Here is a 22,845-nt window from a genome sequence, read left to right on the forward strand (position 1 = left end):
GCTACGGCAGGTAGTTCGCCGTGTCTCTTTGGTGACCAACGGGATGGCTGTCGACCAGGTAGGCCCAGCCGAGAGCCGACAGCGCGGAAACCGTGCGCCCGACCAGGAGCGCCAAGGCGTATCCCTCGGCTTCGTGGCCCGGGGACGCCAGGGGGAGCAGGGCGGCCAGCGCGAGTAGGCCGGTCAGCGCGCCCGCCCGGTGGATCGCCGGCCGGGTGGCGGTGGCCCGAACCGCGGGCAGCGCGTCGATCGCAAGGGTGAGCAGGAGTAGCCGCAGCGTGGTGGTGCCCTCGGTCGGATAGCCGGGGCCGAACGAGGCCCAGAGCGCCGGTGCGGCGACCAGGGCGACAGCCACAGCCGGCAGGGCGGCCGGCCCGCGGTCGCCGACCGGCCCGGCCGCCGCGGCGACGGCGAGGGCGGCCAGTGCGAAGGAGGCGCAGGCCGCGTCCGCCTGCCGGCTCAACAGGACGGTGGCCAGTCCGGTCGCCACCGCGGGCCACAGCACCCGCGCCGTTGCGGTCGTTCCTGTCGCCGGCTGGCCGCCGGTGAACCGTTGCCCGGCGACCTCTCGCCCACCGACCCCCTGCCTGCGGACCTGGTGCCCGCGGACCTGGTGCCTGGTGGCCTGTCGCTCGGGAACCCGCTGCCTGGGAATCCGTTGCCTGGGAACCCGCGGGTGCCCGCTCGGGACCGGGACCAGGCCCGGGCCGCGTGGGGCGGGGCGTGGTCCCGGGGCGGCCGCTGGCCCGGTGGTTGCGTGCCAGAGCAGCCATCCACACCGCGGACCGGCGGCCAGCGCTACCGGTGCCAGCCACGCGAGCAGTGCCAGGTGCACCTGCCCGACCGCGGTCGCGACGAGCGCGACGAGCGCGCCGGTCCGGATGAGCCCGACCGCGAGCGCGCCGATCCCGCCAGGTCCCATGAGCAGACCGGGCTCCATCAGCGCGCGGCGGCCCGGATCGGGAAGCTTGCGGGACCGCTGCCCGCCCAGGTGACCGGGCCACAACGCCCCGCTGGCCGCAGCCAGCGGCACGAGGATGAGGAAGCCGGGCTTCGTCCGGAGGAAGTCGAGGTCCGAGATCACCCAGCCGCCGCCCTCGGTGAGCGCGACGGCCATCAGCATGGCCAGCCCACCCGCCCGCAGCTGGCCGCTTGGGCCGGTGTCGCCGACGGCCGCCCGTGCCATCTGGACGATGGCCCACAGGCACAGGGCGACGGTGGCATCGACGGCGAGTACTGCTGCCGGCACGCGGTGGGCGGCGAAGCCCCAGAAGACCCCGGCCAGCAGCAGGCCCGCCAACTGGGCGGCAGTGCCCAGGCGGCGGCTGGCCGCGACTGCCCGCGCGACCCCCGCGACCTGGCGCTGCGCCCTGAGCCACCTGAGCCGTCGGGATCGATCGGGTTGCCGTGGAACGCCGCTTCGCCTGGCCAGCGGCCCGGGACCGGACCGTGACGGGTTGTCCACCAGGTCCGGCCAGTCGCTGCTTCCGGTCCACGCGGCGGGCCAGGCCCAGTCGGTGCTCCCGACCAGCTCAGCACCGCGGGCCCGCCGGGTGCTCCGGAACCCGCGCCGCCCGACCGCCGGCGTCGTCACCGCTGCGGGTACCCGGGCCGGTCAGCCGGTGGAGGCTGCGTTGCCCGAAGAGCGCGTGGCGCGAACAGGGGGTGGTACACGCCCCTGGCGCGGGTCGGTACGCGGACCCCGAGCCCGGGCTGGACGAGCCGCAGCCTCGACCCGGAGAGGAACGTGCGGGGCAGCGTGCGGCCGATGCCGTCGAGCCAGGCACGAACCCGGTGGTCGGTGAGGCCACCGCCGACGGTCAGGCGGGTGAGCGCGAACGGATCGTCGCCCGGATGGGACAGCGCCTCGCCCACAGCGCAGGCAGCGCTGTAGCCGGCGGCGATGACCAGCTGGCGGGCCGGGGGATCCCACCCACCGCGCGGATAGGCGAAGGACCGCGGCTCCTCGCCGGTGATCGCGGCCAGCCGCCGCCGGGACAACGTGATCTCCGCGGTCACGTCCGAGCGGTGCAGGCCGTCGAGACGCCGCCCGCTGTGACCGCTCGCACCGATCTCGACGCCGAGCTCATGCAGACGGCGGACGTCGGCCTCGCTGAGCATGCCGGGTGCCCCCAGCCGGGACGTGGTCACGAAGACGGTGGCCGCGTGCCCCCGCTCGGCCAGCTCGCGGGCTGCCACGAACGTCTCGGCCCGATCCCCGTCGAAGGTCACGACGATCGCGTCCGGCGGAGCGTCGGCCGACCGCAGCGCCGAGCAGTACTCGGTGACGGTCATGAAGTGGCGACGGGCTCGCTGGATCATGCGGCGGTGGCGGGCGAAGACCGCCGGCGTGACGGTTGATCTGCGCGGGGCGTGCCCGGCCGGATCGGCGGCAACGTCGTAGCGCAGGATCGGGACCGGGCGCGGCCGGTTGGGCGGGCCGCCTCGTCCGCGTGCCCGGGTGTTCGTCGGCGCGGAACGCGCCGTCTCGGTTCTCTCCGGGCCTTCCTTGAATTCTTTGTGCTTGGTCGTCGTGACGGATTGCGGGGAAGACACTATCGCCCCTCCAGCGGTCCCCGGGCCGACCGCCTTCGCGGGTCGGCCATATCGCGGAAAGTAACCGGTCGGCGTCCAGCGGAATCTAGCATGGGCTATTGCCGCGAGTAGCGGCGCCGTTACGGTAGGGAGATCTGTGTCAAGAGGTGAGCTGAAAATGAATGGTCAGCGGCGCGGCTCCGCCGATGTGCTGGTTCTTGCTTGTGGGCAAGGTTAAGTGCTCGCCTGTCGGCATTGGAAAAATTTCAATCATCGAGTTCTTAGGGATTCAATTTGGGCTTGCGGGTGTGGCCGGCTGAAGACCTCGCCGTCGCGACGCCGCGTGTGCTGCGCAGCCCGCCAAGCCCACGAGTGGGCCGGTGGGCCGGCATCTCCACCTCGACGTGGTCAGGGCTCCGCGTGGCGACCGGCGGTGTGACAGGAGGACGCGGACGCCGCGCCGCTGCCCACAGCACACCGCCGGCGCACTAGGGCGGTGGTGCGACCGCCCGGGCGGCACGGCGCTGTAGGCGCGTGAACCGCGGGCATACGCATTTGCCGCAGTCACTCCCCGGACGGTAATGCCGGTGCGAATCGTCCAGATGGCCGCACCGACACTGCCGCCACCAGGAGCGCGGAACGCGATCCCGGAAATTCGGCGTGTAGGTGGCCACGGGGTAACAGTACCCCACGGACCTGTCGGTTCCGCTGTTGCGCTGATGACCCTCGGGTGCCTATTGGTGGTGGGTGCCCTTGCTGGCCTGAGGAAAGCCCATGAGTGCTAACCCGTGAACAATGTGGATGAATGCGTCTTCTGGCGCCTTGGTGTGTGTCGTGGGTCGCCGCCTGCACGCCGGGACCCTCCGTTGCCGTGCCCCGGAACGCGGCCGCGGCACGCCCGGCGGCCACGCCGGATGCGACAGGGGCCCGTGCGGTTAGGGCCTCGTGAGGCAGGGCTCCGTGTCGCAGAACCTCGTGGCGAGCGCCCGTCGTTCATCCGTCCAGCGCGGACCGGATCAGGTCAGCGGACACGATCGGATACGGCCTGGTGGGCCGTGGCGGTGTCAGATCGGCCGGCGGCGGCGGGCCGCCGCGGACTGGGCCAGGGAACGCTGCCGCTCGCGCCGGGCCACCTGCACCCGCCGCCCGCGGAAGGCCGCGAGGACGGCGACCAGGATCACTGCCGCGAGCAGGACCGGAGCGTGCAGGATCATCTCGTACCCGATGTTGATTGCCCGGTCCTTCAGCCCGGTGCTCCCGCCTTCCGCGGCCGGGTTGACATAGCCGACGATGATCGTGATCGCCGCGTAGGCGAGTGGCGGCATGATGACGACGCCGATCAGGTCGTCGACGTGGACTCGCACCACGGCCAGGACGCATGCGGCCACGAAGAGGACACCGAAGACGAACCGAAGGTTGTCGAAGAGCAGCGAGTCGATGATCGCGCCGACGGCGCCCACGACGATGACGAGCAATGCCGCGCCGAACGCGGACAGACCTCGGCGGGTTCCGGTGACAACCGTGGCCGGAGGTGGTGATCCGACCCGTTCACGTTGGTTGTACGGGTAGCCGTCATCCGGCACGCGGCCGCGCCCGGACCTGCCGGGCGGTCCGGCGGGCTGCCGGTGGGGCGGCGTACTCACCAGGGCAACGTACCGCCCCAAGTTTGCGGCTGCGTCAGGGCGATAGTCAGACTAGCCAGCGCGTCTTGGTCGCCGCACTTTGGGCATACCTTTATGCACGATGCGCTACCAATATGCGTGGCGCAGCGCCGCCCCGGTGCGTGGTCGACTCCGGGTTGAGTGAACGCGTCGGTCGTGGTCACGGCCCATGGTGCGCTCGGAATGCGGTGGTTGCCGGGCCGGCGGGGCGGTTGTCCCGAGCGGGCGGGGGCCCTGCGGCGGAGGTGACCGAGCGATGACTGTCGGGCTGCGGACAGTGCGAGATCCTCCTGGTGCTGATGATCCGATGGTGCCGGTCGCCGGGTGTGCGCCAGCCCTCGGTCCGGCACCGGCACGCCCTGGGGAGCCCGGGCTCCCCGATCACCCGTAGACTCCTTGCCCATGGGTCTGTCGATCGGCATCGTCGGGCTGCCCAACGTGGGCAAGTCCACGCTGTTCAACGCCCTGACCCGTAACGAGGTCCTGGCGGCCAACTACCCGTTCGCGACGATCGAGCCCAACGTGGGTGTTGTCGGCGTCCCGGACCCGCGGCTCGCGAAGCTGGGCGAGATGTTCTCCAGCGCACGGGTCGTCCCCGCCACGGTGAGCTTCGTCGACATCGCCGGTCTGGTCAGGGGCGCGTCGGAGGGGCAGGGGCTCGGGAACCGCTTTCTGGCCAACATCCGCGAGTCGGATGCGGTCTGCCAGGTCGTCCGGGTCTTCTCGGATCCCGATGTGGTCCATGTCGAGGGGAACGTCGACCCGGCGTCCGACATCGAGACGATCAACACCGAGCTGGTGCTGGCCGACCTGCAGACGATCGGCGCCCGGCTGCCGAAGCTGGAGAAGGAAGTCCGCCTGGATCGCTCGAAGCAGCCCCTGCTGGCGGCGATGAAGGCGGCCCAGGAGGTCCTCGACGCGGGCCGCCCGCTTTCGAGCGAGCCGTCGATCGACCGGGCCGAGCTGCGCGAGCTGTTCCTGCTGACCGCGAAGCCGTTCCTCTACGCCTTCAACGTCGACGAGGACGTCCTGGCCGACTCGGGCCGGCACAAGGAGCTCGCCGAGCTGGTGGCCCCGGCCGACGCGGTGATCCTCTGCGCGAAGGTCGAGGCAGAGCTGATCGAGCTGCCCGAGGAGGACGCCACCGAGCTGCTGGCGTCGCTCGGGCAGGAGGAGAGCGGGCTGGCGCAGCTCGCCCGGATCGGCTTCCACACCCTCGGGCTGCAGACCTTCCTCACGGCCGGGCCGAAGGAGTCACGGGCCTGGACCATCAAGGCCGGTGACACGGCTCCGGAGGCCGCCGGCGCGATTCACAGCGACTTCCAGCGCGGTTTCATTAAGGCCGAGATCGTGTCCTATGGCGACCTCATGTCCGCCGGCTCCATGGCCGCGGCCCGCGCCGCCGGCCGGGTCCGCATGGAGGGCAAGGACTACGTGATGGCCGACGGCGACATCGTCGACTTCCGATTCAACGTCTGACCGGTTCACGTCTGACCGGTTCAACGTCAACCCCGGCCTCACCCGGCACCTGGGTTGATCTTGGCCTGAACGGGCTACGGTGCTGCCGCTGCTGCTGAGCAGGACTTGAGGATTCTGGTCGTTCCAGCGCAGGTGGCAGAATCCTGGACGCGGCGGATCCGGGCCACCAGCATGGGCCTGGCGGAAGCGTGCTGACGGAATGCGAACCCCACCCGCACGGCCACCCATCGAGGATCCCGCACCGCCGCGCAGCACCGGTAATTAACCTCAAGAGGGGTAAAAGGGGCGCGGAGTCGCCTGGCGACCCGCAAGAAAGAGGGATTTTGGTCGTCGGAACGACCAAAATCGTTCACTCTTGCGACTCGCCAACCCGGGCTACCGGGCTACCGGGCTACCGGGCGCTTGGAGGTCCGGCCGCGTTCGTGGAGTGCGAACCTCCCTGCCCCACCGACCAGCGATCTTGATCGGCGCCAATCCGCGGCCGTTATTCCGCGGATGCCCGGTGTCGCCAGTGCCCGGAGACATGCCGGGTGGTCCGGGTGGTAGGGCCTTCCCGCCCGCCCTGCCACACCCACACCACGACCGCCGTCACGAGGCAGGCGAGGCCCAGCAGGGTCAGCGCCACTCCCGCGGCGCCGTGCTTTTCCTCCAGGGCCCCGACGAGAGCATTGAGGGTCACGCCGGTGAACACGAGCGCGAGGGCACCGGAGGAGATCTTCCCGTGCTTGCCGTGCACAGGCCGGTCGCCGACGGTGCGCCAGAGGAAGATCAGTGTGACGATTCCGAACGGTACGGCCGATACCCATCCATAGGACTCCACTCGGTCAGTATGGGGCTCGGCCTTCCCCACAGCCGCTCGGTCAGACCAGTTTTCACGCTGGCCGGGGCGCCGAATTCGCCCGGCCGCGGCATTCGCCAGAGGTCGGAGACATCTGGCGGTCCATGGCGGTCGTATTCACGCAGCCGCGCGCGTTTCGTCCGGCGTTGTGGCGGGTGGGCCGTTCTCAGGTTCGCTGGCCCAGGCTGACACTGGCACCTCGTGGGCTCCGCAGCAGGCGGGCGGCCCGAGGCAGTACCGAGACGGCGGCTTCGGCCGGCCCGCGTCGCCCGGTCAGCTGCCAGGCGGTGGCGGCGGCGAGCGCGACCAGGATCTGGAGCACGTACGACCAGGTCGGGTCCGTGGGCAGGGCGTGCGTGGACATCACGACGACGTGCAACGTGTAGAAGGTGAGCGTCATCGCGCCGACGGCCGTGATCGGGCGGGTCAGCGGGATGCGCGCGACCAGCAGGGCCAGCCCGAGCAGCGCCAGCGCCGTTCCGGTGGTGTGGGCCAGGTCCAGCGGCGTCGTCGAGTGGGGGGTGTCGACGGCCAGCCACCAGGCGGAGTCGGTCGGCGTGGTGCCGTACAGGCCGGAGTCGATGAACCAGCCCTGGGGCAGGTTGCCCACACCGGGGACGGTCGCCGGGTCCGCCAGGTGGTCGCCGCCGCCGAGCGGCCCCAGCAGCAGCCAGGACGTCCCGCTCGCCACGACGGCGAGCAGGAGGCCGCCGGCGAACAGGCGCACGGCGACCACGCGGGATCGCAGATCGGCGTGGGCCACCGCCATCCCCGCGCACAGGTAGCCCAACCAGGCCAGCGCCGGGTAGACCCCGGTGAGCGTCAGCTTCGCCAGCAGTGGGCCGGGCTGGCTCAGATCGGCGAACGTCGGCGAGGACAGATCGGACACCGGCAGGTCGTCCCGCACGGTGTGGCTGATCACCGGTACCGCGACCATCGCCAGCACGGCCACCGTCACCAGCACCGGGACGTCCGCGCGCAGCAGTGGCAGGACCAGGACGAACAGCAGCGCGTAGTAGACCAGGATGACCGCGATGCCCGAGTCCGCGTAGGCGAGGGCCAGGCCGATGACGCCGATGCCCAGCGCGCGGAGGAACACCGAGAGCTGGGCCTGCGCGGCGCTGCGCCGACGGGTGGACAGGACCAGCGCCACCCCGGCGAGCACCGCGAACGCCGCGGCGGCCCGCCCCGCCGCGATGGTGAACGCGGGTGAGATCGCCGGATGGTCCGTGGCGGTGTCGGTGAACGCGGGGTACACATGGGTTGCCACCATGCCGATCAGCGCCACGCCGCGGGCCAGGTCCACCCCGATGATGCGACTGGACGCGGGAGGTCTCGGTTCGTCCATACCGTCCAGGGTCGCAGGCTCCGGAGTTCGTGCACCGGATCGCCGGACTTCGGTGTGGCGGTGGGCAGCAAAGCAGCGGTCAGGACCGGACGGGACGGAGTTCGTGCGGATGATCTGCCATTTGGTGAGCCGGTCCGACTGGGCGGCTGGAGCGGACGGCTACCGGCCGGCGAGCCTGCGGGACGAGGGCTTCATCCACTTTTCCGCGCCGGAGCTGGTGCTGGAGACGGCGAACCTCTACTACCGGGGTCGCGCCGACCTGCTGCTCGTCGTCGTGGACCCGCAGAGCCTGACCGCCCCGCTGCGCTGGGAGCCGGCTGCCGGGCCCGCGGACCGCGGCGGTGCGCTCTTCCCGCATCTGTACGGGCCCATCGACGCGGCGGCGGTCCGGGCCGTCGCCCCGCTCCCGTGCGCGCCGGACGGCTCCTTCACGGCGATGCCGACCTTCTGACGCGCGAGTCCTCAGGCGCGGATCTCCTGACGCCGGCCGGAGGCGCGGATCTTCTGACGCCGGCCGGACGGCGCCTGTCGCCTGGTGGTGCGTGTGGTCAGAAGGAGACGCCGGCGGAACGCAGGATCGACGAGATCCGCCGGGCCAGCTCCACATCCAGCTCGGTCACGCCGCCGGCCGAGTGGGTCCAGACGGTGAAGATGGTGCTTCCGGGGCCGTGCTCCACGACGGGGTGATGGTCCATCGCGTCCGCCTCGCGCATCACCTCGTCGACGAGGGCGGTCGCCTCGTCGCCGTCGACGAGGATCTCCAGCCGGATCCGGTCGGCGTCGCCGATCCAGCCGGGCAGGGCTTCCAGGGACGTGGTGACAGCGCTGTTGTCCAGCCGGACGGGCATCCGTGACTCCTCGGCGATCCGTGGCGCGGTGGTGTCGGTGGTTGGCGGTGGTGTCGGTGGTTGATGGATGGAGCGGGCGGGATGGGTTGATGGACGGTGCGGGCGGTTGGTGGCCTTCGCGGTGGTCTTCGGTGGTGATCTTCGACGGTGATCTTCGGCGGTGGTTCCGCTCGTGCTCGCCGGAGGGCCCCCGGGCGGCGGGAACACCGGGAACACCGAGTGCGACGCTCCTCGCGCGGATGGTGTCATCCGCGGCCCGGTACCGCCACCTCCTGGAGCGCGGGGCGCGGGCCGCGTGGGTTGGACGCCGTGCATCGATGGAGGGAGTTCGGCCGTGGGACAGGATCTGAAGGGGCTGGTCGTCGCCGTCGCGCTGGTCGACGAGGCCGGCCGGGTCCTCGCCGCGCGCAGGGTGTCGCCGCCGGCGCTCGCGGGCCTGTGGGAGTTCCCGGGCGGCAAGGTCGAGCCGGGGGAGGACGAGCTCACCGCGCTGCGCCGCGAATGCCGCGAGGAGCTCGCGGTGGAGATCGAGGTCGGCCGCCTGTTCGGGGAGATCGCGCTGCCTACTCCCGGCTGGCGGATGCGGCTGTGGCTGGGCCGGGTGCTTCAGGGCACACCGGTCGCCACCGCGCACGACGCCCTGCGGTGGCTGGGCGCGCAGGAGCTCGACGCTGTCCCCTGGCTGCCCGCGGACGGTCCGCTCGTTGACGCGCTGCGCGGAGAACTCGCCGGCGCCTCGGCGCAGGCCGTCGGGAAACAGGCCGGTCCGGTGTGAGGTTCGGGCTGGTTCGGTGTGAGGTTTCGGGCGGCCGGAGCGGGTTTTATGGGCGGCCGGGGCGGGTTTGCGGGCGGCGAGAGCGGAGTTCGGGCGGCCGGAGCCGGTCGGCCACGCGCGGCGCGCGAAGGTGAGTCCGTACCATGGAGTCGGGCCGCGGCGGTGCGGACGTCGTTCTCCCGGGCGGGGCCACCCACCGGGGTGGCGCGCCTGCAGATCGCGGCCTGTCTCAGACGAACCGTTTCGGGGTTACAGGAACGAGCCCTGAAGCCCCACTTTCCCCGGAGCTCATCACCGTGTCCGTACGCGCCGATCTTCGTAATGTCGCGATCATTGCCCATGTTGACCACGGCAAGACGACCCTTGTGGACGCGATGCTTCGGCAGTCCGGCGCGTTCGGTGAGCGCGGCGAGGTCACCGACCGGGTCATGGACTCCATGGATCTCGAACGCGAGAAGGGAATCACGATTCTCGCGAAGAACACTGCCGTACGTTTTGGTGACGTAACCATCAACATCATCGATACTCCCGGCCACGCCGACTTCGGTGGCGAGGTCGAGCGGGGCCTGGCGATGGTCGATGGGGTGGTGCTGCTGGTCGACGCGAGCGAGGGCCCGCTGCCGCAGACGCGGTTCGTTCTGCGCAAGGCGCTCGCCGCGCGCAAGCCGGTCGTCCTGGTGATCAACAAGGTCGACCGGTCGGACGCGCGGATCGGCGAGGTCGTCGACGAGACCTACGAGCTGTTCCTCGATCTCGACGCGGACGAGGACCAGATCGACTTCCCGATCGTCTACTGCAACGCGAAGGCCGGCCGGGCGTCCACCACCCGTCCGGAGAACGGCCAGAGCCCGGACTCGCCGGACCTCAAGCCGCTGTTCGACCTGCTGCTGGAGACGATGCCGGCACCGTCCTTCTCCGAGGACGCACCGCTGCAGGCGCTGGTGACGAACCTCGACGCCTCGCCCTACCTGGGTCGCCTCGCGCTGTGCCGGGTGCACAACGGCACGATCACCCGAGGCCAGACCGTCGCGCTGTGCCGCGTGGACGGCACCCAGCAGCGGGTGAAGATCACCGAGATGCTGATGACCGAGGCGCTCGAGCGGGTCCCGGCGGAGCAGGCCGGCCCCGGCGACATCATCGCCGTCGCCGGCATCCCCGACATCATGATCGGTGAGACGCTGGCCGACGCCGAGGACGCGCGCCCGCTCCCGGTGATCACTGTGGACGAGCCGTCCATCAGCATGACCATCGGCGTGAACACCTCGCCGCTCGCCGGGAAGTCGGGCAAGAAGCTGACCGCGCGCCTGCTGAAGAACCGGCTGGACGCCGAGCTCATCGGCAACGTGTCGATCCGGGTGCTGCCGACAGAGCGCCCCGACACCTGGGAGGTCCAGGGTCGTGGCGAGCTGGCTCTCGCCATCCTCGTCGAACTGATGCGCCGCGAGGAGTTCGAGCTGACGGTCGGCAAGCCGCAGGTCGTGACCAAGGAGATCGACGGGAAGGTGCACGAGCCCGTCGAGCGGCTGACCATCGACTCCCCGGAGGAGTACCTCGGGGTGCTGACCCAGCTGCTGGCGCTGCGCAAGGGCCGGCTGGAGCAGATGGTGAACCACGGCACCGGCTGGATCCGGCTGGAGTACCTGGTGCCCGCCCGTGGTCTGATCGGCTTCCGCACCGAGTTCCTCACCGAGACCCGCGGCACCGGCCTGCTGCACCACGTCTTCGACCGGTACGAGCCGTGGTTCGGCGAGCTGCGGACCCGTCCGACCGGTTCGATGGTGGCCGACCGCTCCGGCGTCGCCACCGCGTACGCCCTGTTCAACCTGCAGGATCGCGGGACGATGTTCGTCTCCCCGACGACCGAGGTCTACGAGGGCATGATCGTGGGTGAGAACTCCCGGGCCGACGACATGGACGTCAACCCGACGAAGGAGAAGAAGCTCACCAACATGCGGTCCTCTACCGGTGACGAGCTGGTGCGGCTCACCCCGCACCGCCAGCTCTCGCTGGAGCAGGCGCTGGAGTTCTGCCGTGAGGACGAGTGCGTCGAGGTGACGCCGGCGACGGTACGGATGCGCAAGGTGGCGCTGACCGCGTCGGAGCGTGAGAAGCTGCGCTCCCGCCGCCGCACCGGCTGAAACGGCTGGGCTGCCTGAAACGGCTGGGCTGCCTGAAACGGTCGCGCGGGCTGGGCCTGCGCGACCGCCGTCGTTCCGTGCCGGCTGGGCGGGGCGGTGGCGCCGCCCGGCCGGTGATGGCGCGCGTAGGGTCGTGCCGTGCCGGAATCCACCGAAACCGTTCCACCGCGCCGAGTGCTGTTCGTTCACGCCCACCCGGACGACGAGGTCATCTCGACCGGTGTCACCATCGCCTCGTACGCGGCCCGCGCGGACACCCAGGTGACGCTCGTCACGTGCACGCTCGGTGAGGTCGGCGAGGTGCTGGTGCCCGAGTTGGTCAACCTGAGGTCCGACCTCGGTGATCAGCTCGGTGGCTACCGCATCGGCGAGCTGGAGCGTTCCTGCGCCGAGCTCGGGGTGACCGATCATCGGTTCCTCGGCGGCGCCGGCCGTTGGCGGGACAGCGGGATGATGGGCACCGACGCCAACAACGACCCGCGGTGCCTGTGGCAGGCGGACCTGGACGAGGCGACCGAGGCACTGGTGCGGATCGTCCGGGACGTCCGGCCGCAGGTTCTCGTCACCTATGACGAGAACGGGGCCTACGGGCATCCCGACCACATCCGGGCGCACGACGTGTCCGTCCGGGCCTTCACGGCTGCCGCCGACCCCGCGTTCGCTCCCGACGCCGGCCCGTCGTGGCAGATCTCCAAGCTCTACGAGACCGCGATGCCGAAGTCCCTCATCCAGGCGGGTATCGACTATTTCCGGGAGACCGCACCCGAGAACAGCCCGTTCGCCGAGGCTGCCTCCGCGGACGACGTCCCCCTGGCCGTGCCGGACGAGGTGATCACCACCGAGATCGCGGCCGAGGACTTCCTGTCGGCGAAAATCGCGGCGATGCGCGCGCACCGGACCCAGATGGCCGTCGACGGCTTCTTCTTCGCTCTCGCCGACGGTATCGGCAACCGGACCTGGGCCGTGGAGCACTTCGTTCTCACCCGCGGCGAGCGGGGCGCGGGTGCCGAGCCCGGCGCCCGCGAGACCGACCTTTTCGCGGGTCTGTCTCTCTGAGCTCGAGGCATGGCGCTTGGCGCCTGGTGCCTGGCGCAGATCGCGTCCGGCGGCCAGTGCTGTCGGGCAAGACCTGAGGATTCTGGTCGTCGGAACGACGAAGATCCTCAACTCCTCGAGCCGCCGCTTCGGGCTACCGCCGCTCCCGGGACGCGAAGCGGCGGATCCGGGCCGCGCACTTTGGCCGGGCGGCCCGGGTTCGCCCGCCAGCGGCGATCTCAGTCACGTCCGCCCGGATTACCAACCTTGGACGGCGCCGTTTTGCGACGGGCGCCTCAGCAGCAAAACCAGGAATTCCTTTTGGGGTGATTCGCCACCTTGGTGCCGTTTACGCCGATGGCGGACACGGTGGTGGCATGGCCTCCCGCGCGGCAGCGCTCTTGTTAGAGGTGTAACGCTGTAATCAGTGCTAGGAGGTTCGGATGGTCCACCGTGCCACCGCCCGCCCGAGCCCAAACGGGTGGTTCGCCCCCCTCGACTCATCGGATGTGATCGATCCCACCGTGCCCCTGCGCGGAAAATATGTTCCGTAACAGGGGCACCCGACGGGTCCGGGACGACAACGTCCAGGACGACGACATCCACGGCGACCAGCACGACCACCTTCCGGCCGGCCAGGCCTCGGGCAGGCACGCCCCGGCGGGCTCCGGAGCCCCCGGAGGGCCCGCTGACCTGGGAGACGCCGCCCTCGACGCCTACTCCCGGGTCGTGACCCGGGTGGCGGCCCAGGTCGCGCCGAGCGTCGCCAGCCTGCGGGTACGGACCTCGCGGGGCGCCGGAGCCGGTTCCGCGATCGTGTTCACCGCCGACGGATTCCTGCTCACCTCCGCGCACGTGGTGGAAGGCGCCCGCAGCGGAGTACCGGTCGGCACGGCGGAGTTCACCGACGGCACCGAACGGGATCTCGACCTCGTCGGCGCCGACCCGCTGTCCGATCTCGCGGTGCTGCGGGCCCGGGGGTCGACACCTGCGCCGGCCGCACTCGGCGACGCCGCGGCCCTGCGGGTCGGCCAGCTGGTGGTGGCCGTCGGCAACCCGCTGGGACTCACCGGCAGCGTGACCGCCGGTGTGGTCAGCGCGCTGAACCGTTCGTTGCCGACCCGTTCCGGCTCGGCCGTGCGGGTCGTCGACGAGGTGATCCAGACCGACGCGGCGCTGAATCCGGGAAACTCCGGCGGCGCGCTCGTCACCGCCGACGGTCGGGTCGTCGGGGTGAACACGGCTGTCGCGGGCATCGGGCTCGGCCTCGCCGTCCCGGTGAACGCGACCACGAGGCGCATCCTCGCCGCGCTCATCCGCGACGGCCGGGTGCGGCGGGCCTATCTCGGGGTCGCCAGCGCCCGGGTGCCGTTGCCGTCGGGCCTCGCGGATCGGACGGGCCAGCGCCATGGGCTGCGGCTGGCAGAGGTGGTGCGAGGCAGCCCGGCCGGGCGCGCCGGACTGTTCGCCGACGATCTGGTCCTGTCCGTCGCCGGGACGCCGGTCGCCGGGCCGGGTGATCTGCAACGACTGCTGACCGAGGACACCATCGGACACCCCGTCGAGCTGACAGTCTGGCGGCGCGGTGCGCTCGTGGACGTCGTCGCGGTTCCCGACGAGCTCGCCATCCGCTGAGATCCCGGCGCGCGGGCGGGTGGGGCTCGGAGGACCGATCATCCGCCCGCGACCGGCGCGTGGTTGGTGCGCTCGATGGCCTACTGTCGGAGAATGCCCCGTCCGACAGTAGGCCACGACCACGACCACGAAGCGGGCCGTGAGCCGGTCGTGAAGGCCTCGAAGGCGACCTCGAGCACCGCCGGTGGGGCTCGTCCGCGGGGTGCCGCACGCTCGAAGAAGCCTGCCACTCGGTCGAAGCAGCCTGCCGGTGGTTCGAAGCAGCCCGCTGGTGGTTCGAGGCAGCCCGCTGGTGGCTCGAAGCAGCCCGCCGCGCGGGCTGTGGAGCCAGCCGCCGGGGCCGGGAGGCCGGCCGCTCGACCAGTGGAGCTCGGCTCCCGGCCAGAGGAGCCCGGCCGTGCCTTCCTCGTGGGCTCCTACGTGTTCGGCGTCATCGCCGGGTTCGTGCTCGGCCTCTACGGTGTCGTCCTGGTGGCTTCGGGGCCGCGGCCGGGGGGGACACTGATCTCGGTCGGGCTGCTGCTGGCCCTGATCGGCAACACCGGGGTGGCGTTGCTCGTCCGCTGGCTGACCGGTACCCGGCTCGGGGCGATGATCCCACTCATCGGCTGGATCCCGATCGTGCTCGCCCTGGCCGCGTCCCGAACCGAGGGCGACCTGCTGCTCAAGGCGACGGTGACCGGCTATCTCTTTCTCGCTGTCGGTGTGCTGGCCCCGGTGGTGGTCGCCGTTATCGGGCGGGCCCGGCGCGGCCTCACGGCCCTGCCGCCCGTGATGGAGCGCCCGAGGGTGCCGTCCCGCTAGGAGAGCGATCCGGCGCTGTCCGGGGCGAATCCGGGCCGGTGGGACGCCCGGCGAGCCGCGTTGGGCGTGGTAACCACCGGCTCGGCGGTGGTTCGGCGGCGGGGCGGATCTGATCAGGTGGCGTTGCGTGGGAGTGCCGATGGTCACCCGAGGGGCCGGAAGGCGCGGTGTGGCCGCCGCGGCGGCGGTAGCGTGGCCGCCGTGGCAAGCCCAGCGCGCCAGCACCCGCCCGAGCCTGTCCCGTCGGCGTCCGCCTCGTCGGCCCCCGCCCTGCCAGCGGCTGTCCCGCGAGCCGCTGTTCAGCCGGGTCCGGTGCAGCCTGGTCCGGCCGGTGCCGGCCCCGTGATCCTCGCGGGCCTGCGGAACCGGCCGGACGCGCAGGAGTTCCGCCGGGTGGTCGGGCGGTTCGCCACCGGTGTCACGGTCCTCACCACCGTCCTGGACGGCCGGCATCTGGCGATGACGGCGAACTCGTTCGTCTCGGTCTCGTTGGACCCGCTGCTCGTCCTCGTCAGCATCCGCCGCGATGCCCGCTTCCATGACCCGGTCATCGCGGCGGGCGTCTGGGGCGTCTCGGTGCTGGCCGCCGACATGAGCCAGGCCTCCCGCGACTTCGCGCGGACCGGCGGGCCACCGCGGCCCGACGGCCGGCCCGACGGCCGGCCTGACGACCGGCTCGGCGGCTGGCCGCACTCGTTCGGGCCGCGCACCGGGGTCGCCCTCCTCGACGGCGCGCTGGCGGTGCTGGAATGCGCCACCACCGCGACGCATCGGGCCGGCGACCACACCCTGGTGATCGGTGAGGTGATCGGGCTCGACCGGCCGCGGCCCGATGCCCGGCCGCTCGTGTTCTACGAAGGTGCCTACCTGTCCACCGACGGCCCCGAGCCCGGCTGACGGGCGGAGGCGGCGGCGGGGCGAAGGTGCGGAGGCGCGTGGGAGGCGCGTGGGAGGCGCGGCCTCAGTTGAGCCTGGCGCGGGCGGCGATCGCGGCCTGGCGTGCCGCGGCCGAGGCCGCGGGCTCGACGACGGTCACCGCGTCGGCGAAGCTGGTGAGATCCCTGGCCCCGCCGAGGAAGTCGCCCAGCCGGACCCGCAGCTCGCCCCGTTCGCGGCGCAGCGCGGCCGGGTGGTGGGGCAGCAGCAGGGACAGCTCGACGGCCCACAGCCTGGTCCGCGGGACGTCGGTCCGTGCGGCCAGCACCCGGATGTTGCCCAGCACGCGGGCCAGCAGGTCCGCCGGGGGCATCGGGGCGAGGTGGGCGCGGGTGAAGGCGACTCCGGCCGCCCGCACCCGGGCCGCAGCGTCGTGCACAGTCATGATCGCCCCGCCGGCGTACGGGTCGACGAGAACGTGCTCGCTCGGCGAGCCGACAGCGACGATCACATGCCCGGGAAGGCCGACGGCGTAGGCGGGGATCCCGATCCGGCGGGCAACCTCGATCCACACCACGGACAGCAGGATCGGCAGGCCGCGGCGCCGGCGCAGCACCTCGGGCAGGAGCGAGGCGCGGACGTCCTCGTAGTCGCTCTCGCGGCCGGCGAACCCGGCCCGCTCGCCGAGCGACTCCCGCAGTGCCTCCGCGGCGACCCGCAGGTCCAGGCCGGTGAGGGTGCCGGCGCCTCCGTCCGACGCCGTTTCGGAGCCGGTGTCCGCGTTGGTCTGGCCGTGGCCGCGGGCGGTGGCTCCGCGGGCCGCCAGCACCCTGGCCGTGTCAGCGGCCAGGGCGTCGAGCGCCCGGGAGGTCTCGACCGGGTTGGTCTCGGGGCCGACCTCGGCCGCGATCAGATGGCACGCGAGGGCGAGGTCGACCTGCTCGCGCCGGACGACCGTGGCGAACATCCGCCTGCTGTGGTCGCTCACCGCTGGACCTCCACGTTCGGATCAGGCCGTCCGCCCCGATCCTGCCTGGGCCGCCCCGGGGGCGGGTCGGCCCCGCCCGGTCTGCCCCCGCCCGGGCCGAGGCGGTACGCCCCGACCCGTCAACCGCTCGCCGGCCGTCGACCGCTTGCTGGCCGTCGACCGCTCGCCGACACGCCGCCCGATGTATCGCGCGTCCCGGTCGCGGTCATTGTCCTTCAGTATCGCCGGAGTCGGCCCGAGGGTCCGTCGCATCCTTTGGGGTATCGGCGTCCGGACCCACATTTGTGATCCGACTGTTGCTTTCTGCGATCATGTGGCCGCGGTCTGATCCGGGCTGGTATGAACTGGGTGCCCGGCCGGGGGATCGCGGACTGGCCCGGCGGGGTGTCGGGGGGACGACACGCGCCGCCACTAGGGATTCCTCGGGCACACTCACTGTCGTACCGTCGGTGCGACGGAGGCGAAGCTCGCCTTCCGACCAAGACTCAAGGGTGCCCAGAACATCGCTCAGAGGGAGTGGACCCGGAATTCGTCGCCGGATCACGACCCGTGAGCCGATGTCTGCTGGAGTGATGTGGACGACATACACGACCAGTGAACGCCCTTGTTGTCGACACCGAACGGTCCAGGTCGATACTAAGGAACTCAGTCGTCCGTGAGCTCGAGGAGGAACGTCCGGTGACCTACGTCATCGCGGAGCCCTGTGTTGATGTGAAGGACAGGGCCTGCATCGAGGAGTGCCCGGTCGACTGCATCTACGAAGGCGGACGGATGCTCTACATCCAGCCTGACGAGTGCGTCGACTGTGGTGCGTGTGAGCCGGTCTGCCCGGTGGAGGCCATCTACTACGAGGACGATGTCCCCGAGCAGTGGAAGGTCTACGCCGACAACAACGCGACGTTCTTCGAGGAGCTCGGCTCGCCGGGCGGCGCCTCGAAGGTCGGCGCCCTTGACTTCGACCCGCCCGCGGTCGCGGCCCTGGCCCCTCAGGGCGAGTCCTGACCGGTCCGGGGGAGTCGGCTGGACCGCCCCGGACGATTCGATCGCCGGGGCGGTCTCGGGTGCGGCTGCCCGACTTTCCGTGGGACCAGCTGGTCTCGTTCAAGGAGAAGGCGCGGTCTCACCCGTACGGCCTGGTGGATCTGTCCGTCGGTACGCCGGTGGACGCGACGCCACAGGTCGTGCAGCATGCGCTCGCGGCTGCCGCGGACGCTCCCGGCTACCCGCTGACCGCGGGGACGCCGGAACTGGTGGAGGCGGCGGCCGGCTGGCTGGCCCGCCGCCTCGGCGTGGTTGTCGAGCCATCGGCGGTGCTGCCGGTGCTCGGCACGAAGGAGCTGGTCGCCCAGCTTCCCTCCCAGCTTGGTCTGGAACCCGGGGACCGCGTCTGGGTCCCCACCCCCGCGTATCCGACCTATGAGGTCGGTGCCCTGCTGGCCCGCTGTGAGCCGGTGCTGGGGCCTGCCGAGGGCGTCACCCTGGTCTGGCTGAACTCGCCCGGGAACCCGACGGGCCGGGTCCTGTCGGTGGACGAGATGCGCGCGGTCGTCAACTGGGCGCGTGAGCGCGGCGTGATCGTGGCCAGCGACGAGTGCTACATCGAGCTCGGCTGGGAAGCCCGGCCGATCTCCGTGCTCCACCCCGACGTGTGCGGCGGATCCCACGAGGGACTGCTGGCCGTGCACTCACTGTCCAAACGTTCGAACCTCGCCGGTTACCGGACGGGGTTCGTCGCCGGTGATCCGGAGCTTGTGCGCGGGCTGCTCCAGCTCCGCAAGCACGCCGGCATGATGATGCCGGCGCCGGTCCAGGCCGCGACCACGGCCGCGCTCGCCGACGACATGCACGTGGCCGACCAGCGGGCCCGGTACGCCAACCGGCGGGCGGTGCTGGCGGCCGCGCTGGCCGTCGCCGGTTTCACGATCGAGCACAGCGAGGCCGGCCTGTACCTGTGGGCGACCCGCGGCGAGGACTGCTGGGCCACGGTGGACGCCCTGTCGAGCGTGGGCATCCTGGTGGCTCCGGGCAGCTTCTACGGTGAGTCGGGCCGGCGTCATGTCCGCGTCGCGCTCACCGCACCGGACGCGCAGATCGCCACCGTTCCCGAGCGCATGACGATGCTGCCGTTGGTGGGCGGTCCGGCCGCTTCGGGTGGCTACGGCGGTGCGGGCGGCTACGGCGGTGCGGGTGGCCAGGGCGGCCAGGGCGGCCAGGGTGGGCAGCATGGCGCGGGCTCCGGCTGGGCTCCGCCGGCCGCCCCGGTGACCGGTGGCTACCAGGTTCGTCCGGAAGGTTATGGGGCGGGCGAGGCGGCACGCCCAGGCCCCGGTCCGGTTGGCGCCTTCGAGCGATACCGGGCGAGCCAGCCCGATGCCGGCGGCCGGCCGCCCGGCGTGAACGAATACCGGGACGGGCGGGACCCGCACGGGGCCCAGCCGGCCGGCGGTGGGCCCTACCCCGAAGGCGCACGCGGCGGGCGCCACCCCGGGCACACCGGTCCGGGCGGTGCGCCGGTCTACGGCGCCGGGCCCGTGCCCGCGTCCGCCTCGCCATACGCGACGGGGCAGCTGCCACTTCCGCCGTACGAGACCGGCCAGACGCCGCTGCCCTACGCGGGGCAACCGTCCGTCCCGCCGTACGTGACCGGGCAGACGCCACTGCCGCCGTACGCGACCGGGCAGCTGCCGGTGCCGGATCACCTGTCCGGTCAGCCGCCGATGCCGTCGATGCCGCCGTATCAGACCGGCCAGACCGCCATCGCGCGGCCGTACCCGACGGATCCGGCGGACGAGCGGGCCGCACCGGGCCGCACCGGCGGTGACCCCGCTGAGCACAACGGGTCCCGGGGCTGGCGAGCGGAGCCGGACATCCGCTGACCGGTCCGCCAGCCGGTCCGCTGGCTGGTCGGCGAGCCTTGACCGGCGCCGATGCTTCCGAGCGCCGGTCCTCGGGCTGACCGTAGGGTCTGAGGGGTGACCAGCGTGAGTGAGACGACGTTCGAATCCCCGCTTGACCGGGCCATCGACGACCTGTGGGAGCGCCGCGGCGAGCTGACCCCGGACGACACCCAGGCCAGGAAGACCATTGTCGGTGCGGTCGACGCCATCGACGCAGGTGAGGCTCGGGTGGCCCAGGTGGCCGCGGACGGCGCGGTCGTCGTCGACGAGCGGGCCAAGCGCGCGATCCTGCTGTCCTTCAAGGTCCTGCCGATGGTCGAGTCCGCCGCCGGCGACTTCCGGTTCCATGACCGCGTGCCGCTGAAGACCAGGTTCGACGGCGTCCGGGTGGTCCCGGGCGCGATCGTGCGGTGGGGTGCGCACGTGGAGCCGGGCGCCGTGCTGATGCCGAGCTACACCAACATCGGCGGCTACGTCGGCGCGGGCACCCTCGTCGACACCTGGGCGACCGTCGGCTCCTGCGCCCAGGTCGGGCGCAACGTGCACCTTTCCGGCGGGGTGGGCCTCGGTGGCGTGCTGGAGCCGCCGAGCGCCGTGCCGGTGGTGGTCGAGGACGACGCCTTCGTCGGCAGCCGCTGCATGGTGGTCGAGGGTGCGCGGGTCCGGCGTGGGGCGAAGCTCGGCGCGGGCGCGATCCTCACCGCCTCCACGCATGTCTTCGACGCGGTCACCGGCGAGGAGTACCCGCGCGGGGAGATCCCCGAGCGTGCGGTGGCGGTCGGCTCCAGCCGGGTCCGTTCCTTCCCGGCCGGGGACTTCGCCATGCCGTGCATCCTCGTCCTGCGGACCCTGGACGAAGGCGAGATCCACGACAAGCTCGCCCTGAACGACATCCTGCGGGAACACGGGGTGGCCTCGTAGCCTGACCGGCCGCCGCGCCGGTGGCCTGGGCCTCGCGCGCCGCGCCGGTGGCCCCGGGCCCCGCGCCGCCTTGGTGCGGGTGGTGCGTGCCCTGATGCGGGTGGTGCTCCGACGTCGGTGGTGCCCCGGGCGCCGTCCCGGGGCCGCGGCCACTAGGGTCGGTCGACATGAAGCTTGACCTGGCGCTTTCGGTGGGCGACCTGACCCGTGCGCTGGTGGACGTGCCGTCGGTCAGCGGTGACGAGGCCACCCTGGCGACCGCCGTCGAGAAGGCACTGCGCGCGGCGGGCGGCGATGACGGCAGCGGTGCCGGTGGTGCCGGTGGTGCCGGCGGTGCCGGTGGCCTGGAGGTTCTCCGGGACGGCGACGCGGTGCTGGCACGCACCAACCGGGGCCTGCCGTCGCGGGTCCTGCTCGCCGGGCACCTCGACACCGTCCCCGTCGCGGCGAACCTGCCGTCGCGTCTCGACGGCACCCGCCTGTACGGCTGCGGGACGTCCGACATGAAGGCCGGGGTCGCCGTCATGCTGCGCCTCGCGGCGGCTGCCGGCGCGGGCGCGGCGACCCAGCACGACGTGACCTGGGTGTTCTACGACAACGAGGAGGTCGCCGCCGAGCGTAACGGGCTGCGCCGGATCACCGCCGGGCATCGCGACTGGCTGCAGGCCGACCTGGCGATCCTGATGGAACCCACCGGCGGCGAGATCGAGGCCGGCTGCCAGGGAACGGTGCGCGTCGTGGCGACGACCCGTGGCCGCCGTGCCCACTCGGCTCGTTCCTGGCTCGGCGACAACGCGATCCACCGCGCCGGGGAACTGCTGACCCGGCTTGCCGCCTACCAGCCCCGCGCCGTCACCCTGGACGGCTGCACCTACCGGGAAGGCCTGTCCGCGGTGCGGATCGACGGTGGCGTGGCTGGCAACGTGATCCCGGACGAGTGCCGGATCACCGTCAACTTCCGCTTCGCCCCCGACCGGGACGTCCCGGCCGCTCTCGACCATGTCGCGCAGGTCCTGGACGGATTCGAGCTGTCCGTCGAGGACAGCGCCCGCGGTGCCCTGCCGGGGCTGTCCGCACCGGCGGCGGCCGCGTTCATCGCGGCGACCGCCCGCACCCCCGCCGCCAAGTTCGGGTGGACGGACGTGGCGCGGTTCGCCGAACTGGGCATCCCGGCGCTGAACTACGGCCCGGGCGACCCGAACCTGGCACACACCCGGGACGAGTACGTCGAGCTGGCGTTGATCGACGAAGCGGAGCGCGTGCTGCGGTCCTACCTGCTGAGCTAGCACGGCGCCCCTCGCCAGCCCAGGACTCTGCCGCCGTCGAGGTACCCGCCACCGTCTGCCCCGACGGTCCGTACGGGGCCCGTTTGCCGGCCTGCCCGCCTGCGCTGGGACGCGGGGATGCCGGGAGAGGCGTCAACCGGTCGCGCGGGCGGACAGCGGTGCTGGCGGGGTTTCCAGGCATCCGCCGGGCGTGCGTATGGTGCGGGATGTGAGCCCCTCCGCCAATGCTGATCCGCCGAGCGGCGGATCGACGTCCCCGCCGGTGGTCTCCGTGGCCGCGGAAGGCCTGGATGGGGACCGCGCGGACCAGGGAGCCGGCGTGGACCGTTCGGGGGATGCCCCCAAGGTGCCGACGCCCACCAGCCCGGGCCAGGCCGGCCAATCGGGCCAAGCCGAGCAAGTCGAGCAAGCGGGCCGAGCCGAGCAAGCGGGCCGAGCCGGCGGGCTGCCGCCGGAGCAGCGCCGCGGGCCGGTGACCGCGCGAGGTGACCAGGTACAGGCGTCCACCACCGACCAGCGGCTGCTCGGCACCCGCAGCCCCGCTTCGTTCGTCCACAGCGACCCCTGGCGGGTCCTGCGCATCCAGAGCGAATTCGTCGAGGGCTTCGGCCTGTTGGCGGACCTGCCGCCGGCAGTCACCGTGTTCGGCTCGGCGCGAGTGGCCCGGGACGAGCCCGAATACGAGCTCGGGCGTCGGCTCGGGGCCGCGCTGGCCGAGGCGGGCTACGCGGTGATCACCGGTGGCGGCCCGGGCGCGATGGAGGCGGTCAACCGGGGGGCC

The 22,845-nt window shown here is 72.1% G+C and carries 20 protein-coding genes; 13 read left to right on the plus strand and 7 right to left on the minus strand.

The annotated features are described in order from the left end of the window. Position 1: 1 nt before the first annotated feature. The 3 genes from FREUN1FDRAFT_RS23615 to FREUN1FDRAFT_RS23625 form a co-directional block, all read right to left on the minus strand. Positions 2-1,594 (minus strand): hypothetical protein, encoded by a 1,593-nt coding sequence (locus FREUN1FDRAFT_RS23615; protein ID WP_006542738.1) that lies wholly within the window; start codon positions 1,592-1,594, stop codon positions 2-4. Continuing rightward, the gene (locus FREUN1FDRAFT_RS23620; RefSeq protein WP_006542739.1) at positions 1,591-2,556 is read right to left on the minus strand and encodes a polysaccharide deacetylase family protein; all 966 of its coding nucleotides are present in this window, start codon (positions 2,554-2,556) and stop codon (positions 1,591-1,593) included. The genes FREUN1FDRAFT_RS23615 and FREUN1FDRAFT_RS23620 overlap by 4 nt, the downstream gene beginning before the upstream one ends. A gap of 1,043 nt (positions 2,557-3,599) precedes the next feature. After that, complete coding sequence (locus tag FREUN1FDRAFT_RS23625; protein WP_006542740.1) at positions 3,600-4,118, minus strand: DUF6542 domain-containing protein; 519 nt, start codon at positions 4,116-4,118, stop codon at positions 3,600-3,602. Between the two features lie 480 nt (positions 4,119-4,598). Between FREUN1FDRAFT_RS23625 and ychF the strand changes: the two genes are divergently transcribed. Beyond that, the gene (ychF, locus tag FREUN1FDRAFT_RS23630) at positions 4,599-5,675 is read left to right on the plus strand and encodes a redox-regulated ATPase YchF (protein ID WP_006542741.1); all 1,077 of its coding nucleotides are present in this window, start codon (positions 4,599-4,601) and stop codon (positions 5,673-5,675) included. Positions 5,676-6,159: 484 nt separating this feature from the next. Here ychF and FREUN1FDRAFT_RS23635 read toward each other — a convergent pair whose 3' ends face one another. Both FREUN1FDRAFT_RS23635 and FREUN1FDRAFT_RS23640 read right to left on the minus strand, forming a co-directional pair. After that, positions 6,160-6,525 carry a hypothetical protein gene (locus tag FREUN1FDRAFT_RS23635; RefSeq protein WP_006542742.1) on the minus strand — a complete coding sequence of 122 codons (366 nt, stop codon included), beginning with the start codon at positions 6,523-6,525 and terminating at the stop codon, positions 6,160-6,162. A 154-nt stretch (positions 6,526-6,679) separates the two neighbouring features. Further along, entirely contained in the window at positions 6,680-7,861 is a 1,182-nt protein-coding gene (locus FREUN1FDRAFT_RS23640; protein ID WP_006542743.1) for a heparan-alpha-glucosaminide N-acetyltransferase domain-containing protein, read from the minus strand. A 109-nt stretch (positions 7,862-7,970) separates the two neighbouring features. Between FREUN1FDRAFT_RS23640 and FREUN1FDRAFT_RS23645 the strand changes: the two genes are divergently transcribed. Then, positions 7,971-8,312, plus strand: a complete 342-nt coding sequence (locus tag FREUN1FDRAFT_RS23645) for a DUF952 domain-containing protein (protein ID WP_006542744.1) — start codon at positions 7,971-7,973, stop codon at positions 8,310-8,312. A gap of 97 nt (positions 8,313-8,409) precedes the next feature. On the opposite strand, the gene FREUN1FDRAFT_RS23650 is transcribed toward FREUN1FDRAFT_RS23645, so the two are convergent. Continuing rightward, positions 8,410-8,709: a 4a-hydroxytetrahydrobiopterin dehydratase gene (locus tag FREUN1FDRAFT_RS23650; RefSeq protein WP_006542745.1), complete on the minus strand. Its 300-nt coding sequence runs from the start codon at positions 8,707-8,709 to the stop codon at positions 8,410-8,412. A gap of 334 nt (positions 8,710-9,043) precedes the next feature. Between FREUN1FDRAFT_RS23650 and FREUN1FDRAFT_RS23655 the strand changes: the two genes are divergently transcribed. The 6 genes from FREUN1FDRAFT_RS23655 (at position 9,044) to FREUN1FDRAFT_RS23680 (ending at position 15,993) form a co-directional block, all read left to right on the plus strand. Further along, on the plus strand, positions 9,044-9,484 hold the full coding sequence (locus tag FREUN1FDRAFT_RS23655) for a (deoxy)nucleoside triphosphate pyrophosphohydrolase (RefSeq protein ID WP_006542746.1): 441 nt from the start codon (positions 9,044-9,046) through the stop codon (positions 9,482-9,484). A 296-nt stretch (positions 9,485-9,780) separates the two neighbouring features. Further along, positions 9,781-11,622 (plus strand): translational GTPase TypA, encoded by a 1,842-nt coding sequence (gene typA, locus FREUN1FDRAFT_RS23660; RefSeq protein WP_035953224.1) that lies wholly within the window; start codon positions 9,781-9,783, stop codon positions 11,620-11,622. A gap of 138 nt (positions 11,623-11,760) precedes the next feature. Further along, the gene (mshB, locus tag FREUN1FDRAFT_RS23665) at positions 11,761-12,678 is read left to right on the plus strand and encodes an N-acetyl-1-D-myo-inositol-2-amino-2-deoxy-alpha-D-glucopyranoside deacetylase (protein ID WP_006542748.1); all 918 of its coding nucleotides are present in this window, start codon (positions 11,761-11,763) and stop codon (positions 12,676-12,678) included. Between the two features lie 522 nt (positions 12,679-13,200). Next, complete coding sequence (locus FREUN1FDRAFT_RS23670; protein WP_006542750.1) at positions 13,201-14,292, plus strand: S1C family serine protease; 1,092 nt, start codon at positions 13,201-13,203, stop codon at positions 14,290-14,292. Between the two features lie 363 nt (positions 14,293-14,655). Next, positions 14,656-15,096 (plus strand): DUF6113 family protein, encoded by a 441-nt coding sequence (locus FREUN1FDRAFT_RS23675; protein WP_006542751.1) that lies wholly within the window; start codon positions 14,656-14,658, stop codon positions 15,094-15,096. Positions 15,097-15,438: 342 nt separating this feature from the next. Next, complete coding sequence (locus tag FREUN1FDRAFT_RS23680) at positions 15,439-15,993, plus strand: flavin reductase family protein (RefSeq protein ID WP_006542752.1); 555 nt, start codon at positions 15,439-15,441, stop codon at positions 15,991-15,993. A gap of 64 nt (positions 15,994-16,057) precedes the next feature. On the opposite strand, the gene FREUN1FDRAFT_RS23685 is transcribed toward FREUN1FDRAFT_RS23680, so the two are convergent. Next, on the minus strand, positions 16,058-16,960 hold the full coding sequence (locus FREUN1FDRAFT_RS23685; RefSeq protein ID WP_006542753.1) for a transglutaminase-like domain-containing protein: 903 nt from the start codon (positions 16,958-16,960) through the stop codon (positions 16,058-16,060). A gap of 678 nt (positions 16,961-17,638) precedes the next feature. Here FREUN1FDRAFT_RS23685 and fdxA point away from each other — a divergent pair. From fdxA to FREUN1FDRAFT_RS48160, 5 genes are all read left to right on the plus strand, one after another. Next, entirely contained in the window at positions 17,639-17,962 is a 324-nt protein-coding gene (fdxA, locus tag FREUN1FDRAFT_RS23690) for a ferredoxin (protein WP_006542754.1), read from the plus strand. 59 nt (positions 17,963-18,021) lie between these two features. Further along, on the plus strand, positions 18,022-19,836 hold the full coding sequence (gene dapC / locus FREUN1FDRAFT_RS23695; protein ID WP_006542755.1) for a succinyldiaminopimelate transaminase: 1,815 nt from the start codon (positions 18,022-18,024) through the stop codon (positions 19,834-19,836). A gap of 105 nt (positions 19,837-19,941) precedes the next feature. Beyond that, positions 19,942-20,778, plus strand: coding sequence for a 2,3,4,5-tetrahydropyridine-2,6-dicarboxylate N-succinyltransferase (locus FREUN1FDRAFT_RS23700; RefSeq protein ID WP_006542756.1), 837 nt, complete (start codon positions 19,942-19,944; stop codon positions 20,776-20,778). A 167-nt stretch (positions 20,779-20,945) separates the two neighbouring features. After that, entirely contained in the window at positions 20,946-22,064 is a 1,119-nt protein-coding gene (gene dapE, locus FREUN1FDRAFT_RS23705) for a succinyl-diaminopimelate desuccinylase (protein ID WP_006542757.1), read from the plus strand. A gap of 472 nt (positions 22,065-22,536) precedes the next feature. Beyond that, the coding region (locus FREUN1FDRAFT_RS48160; protein ID WP_369809818.1) for an LOG family protein at positions 22,537-22,845 on the plus strand (309 nt) is incomplete at its 3' end.

Source organism: Parafrankia sp. EUN1f, assembly GCF_000177675.1.
In the GTDB taxonomy this organism is placed as follows: domain Bacteria; phylum Actinomycetota; class Actinomycetes; order Frankiales; family Frankiaceae; genus Parafrankia.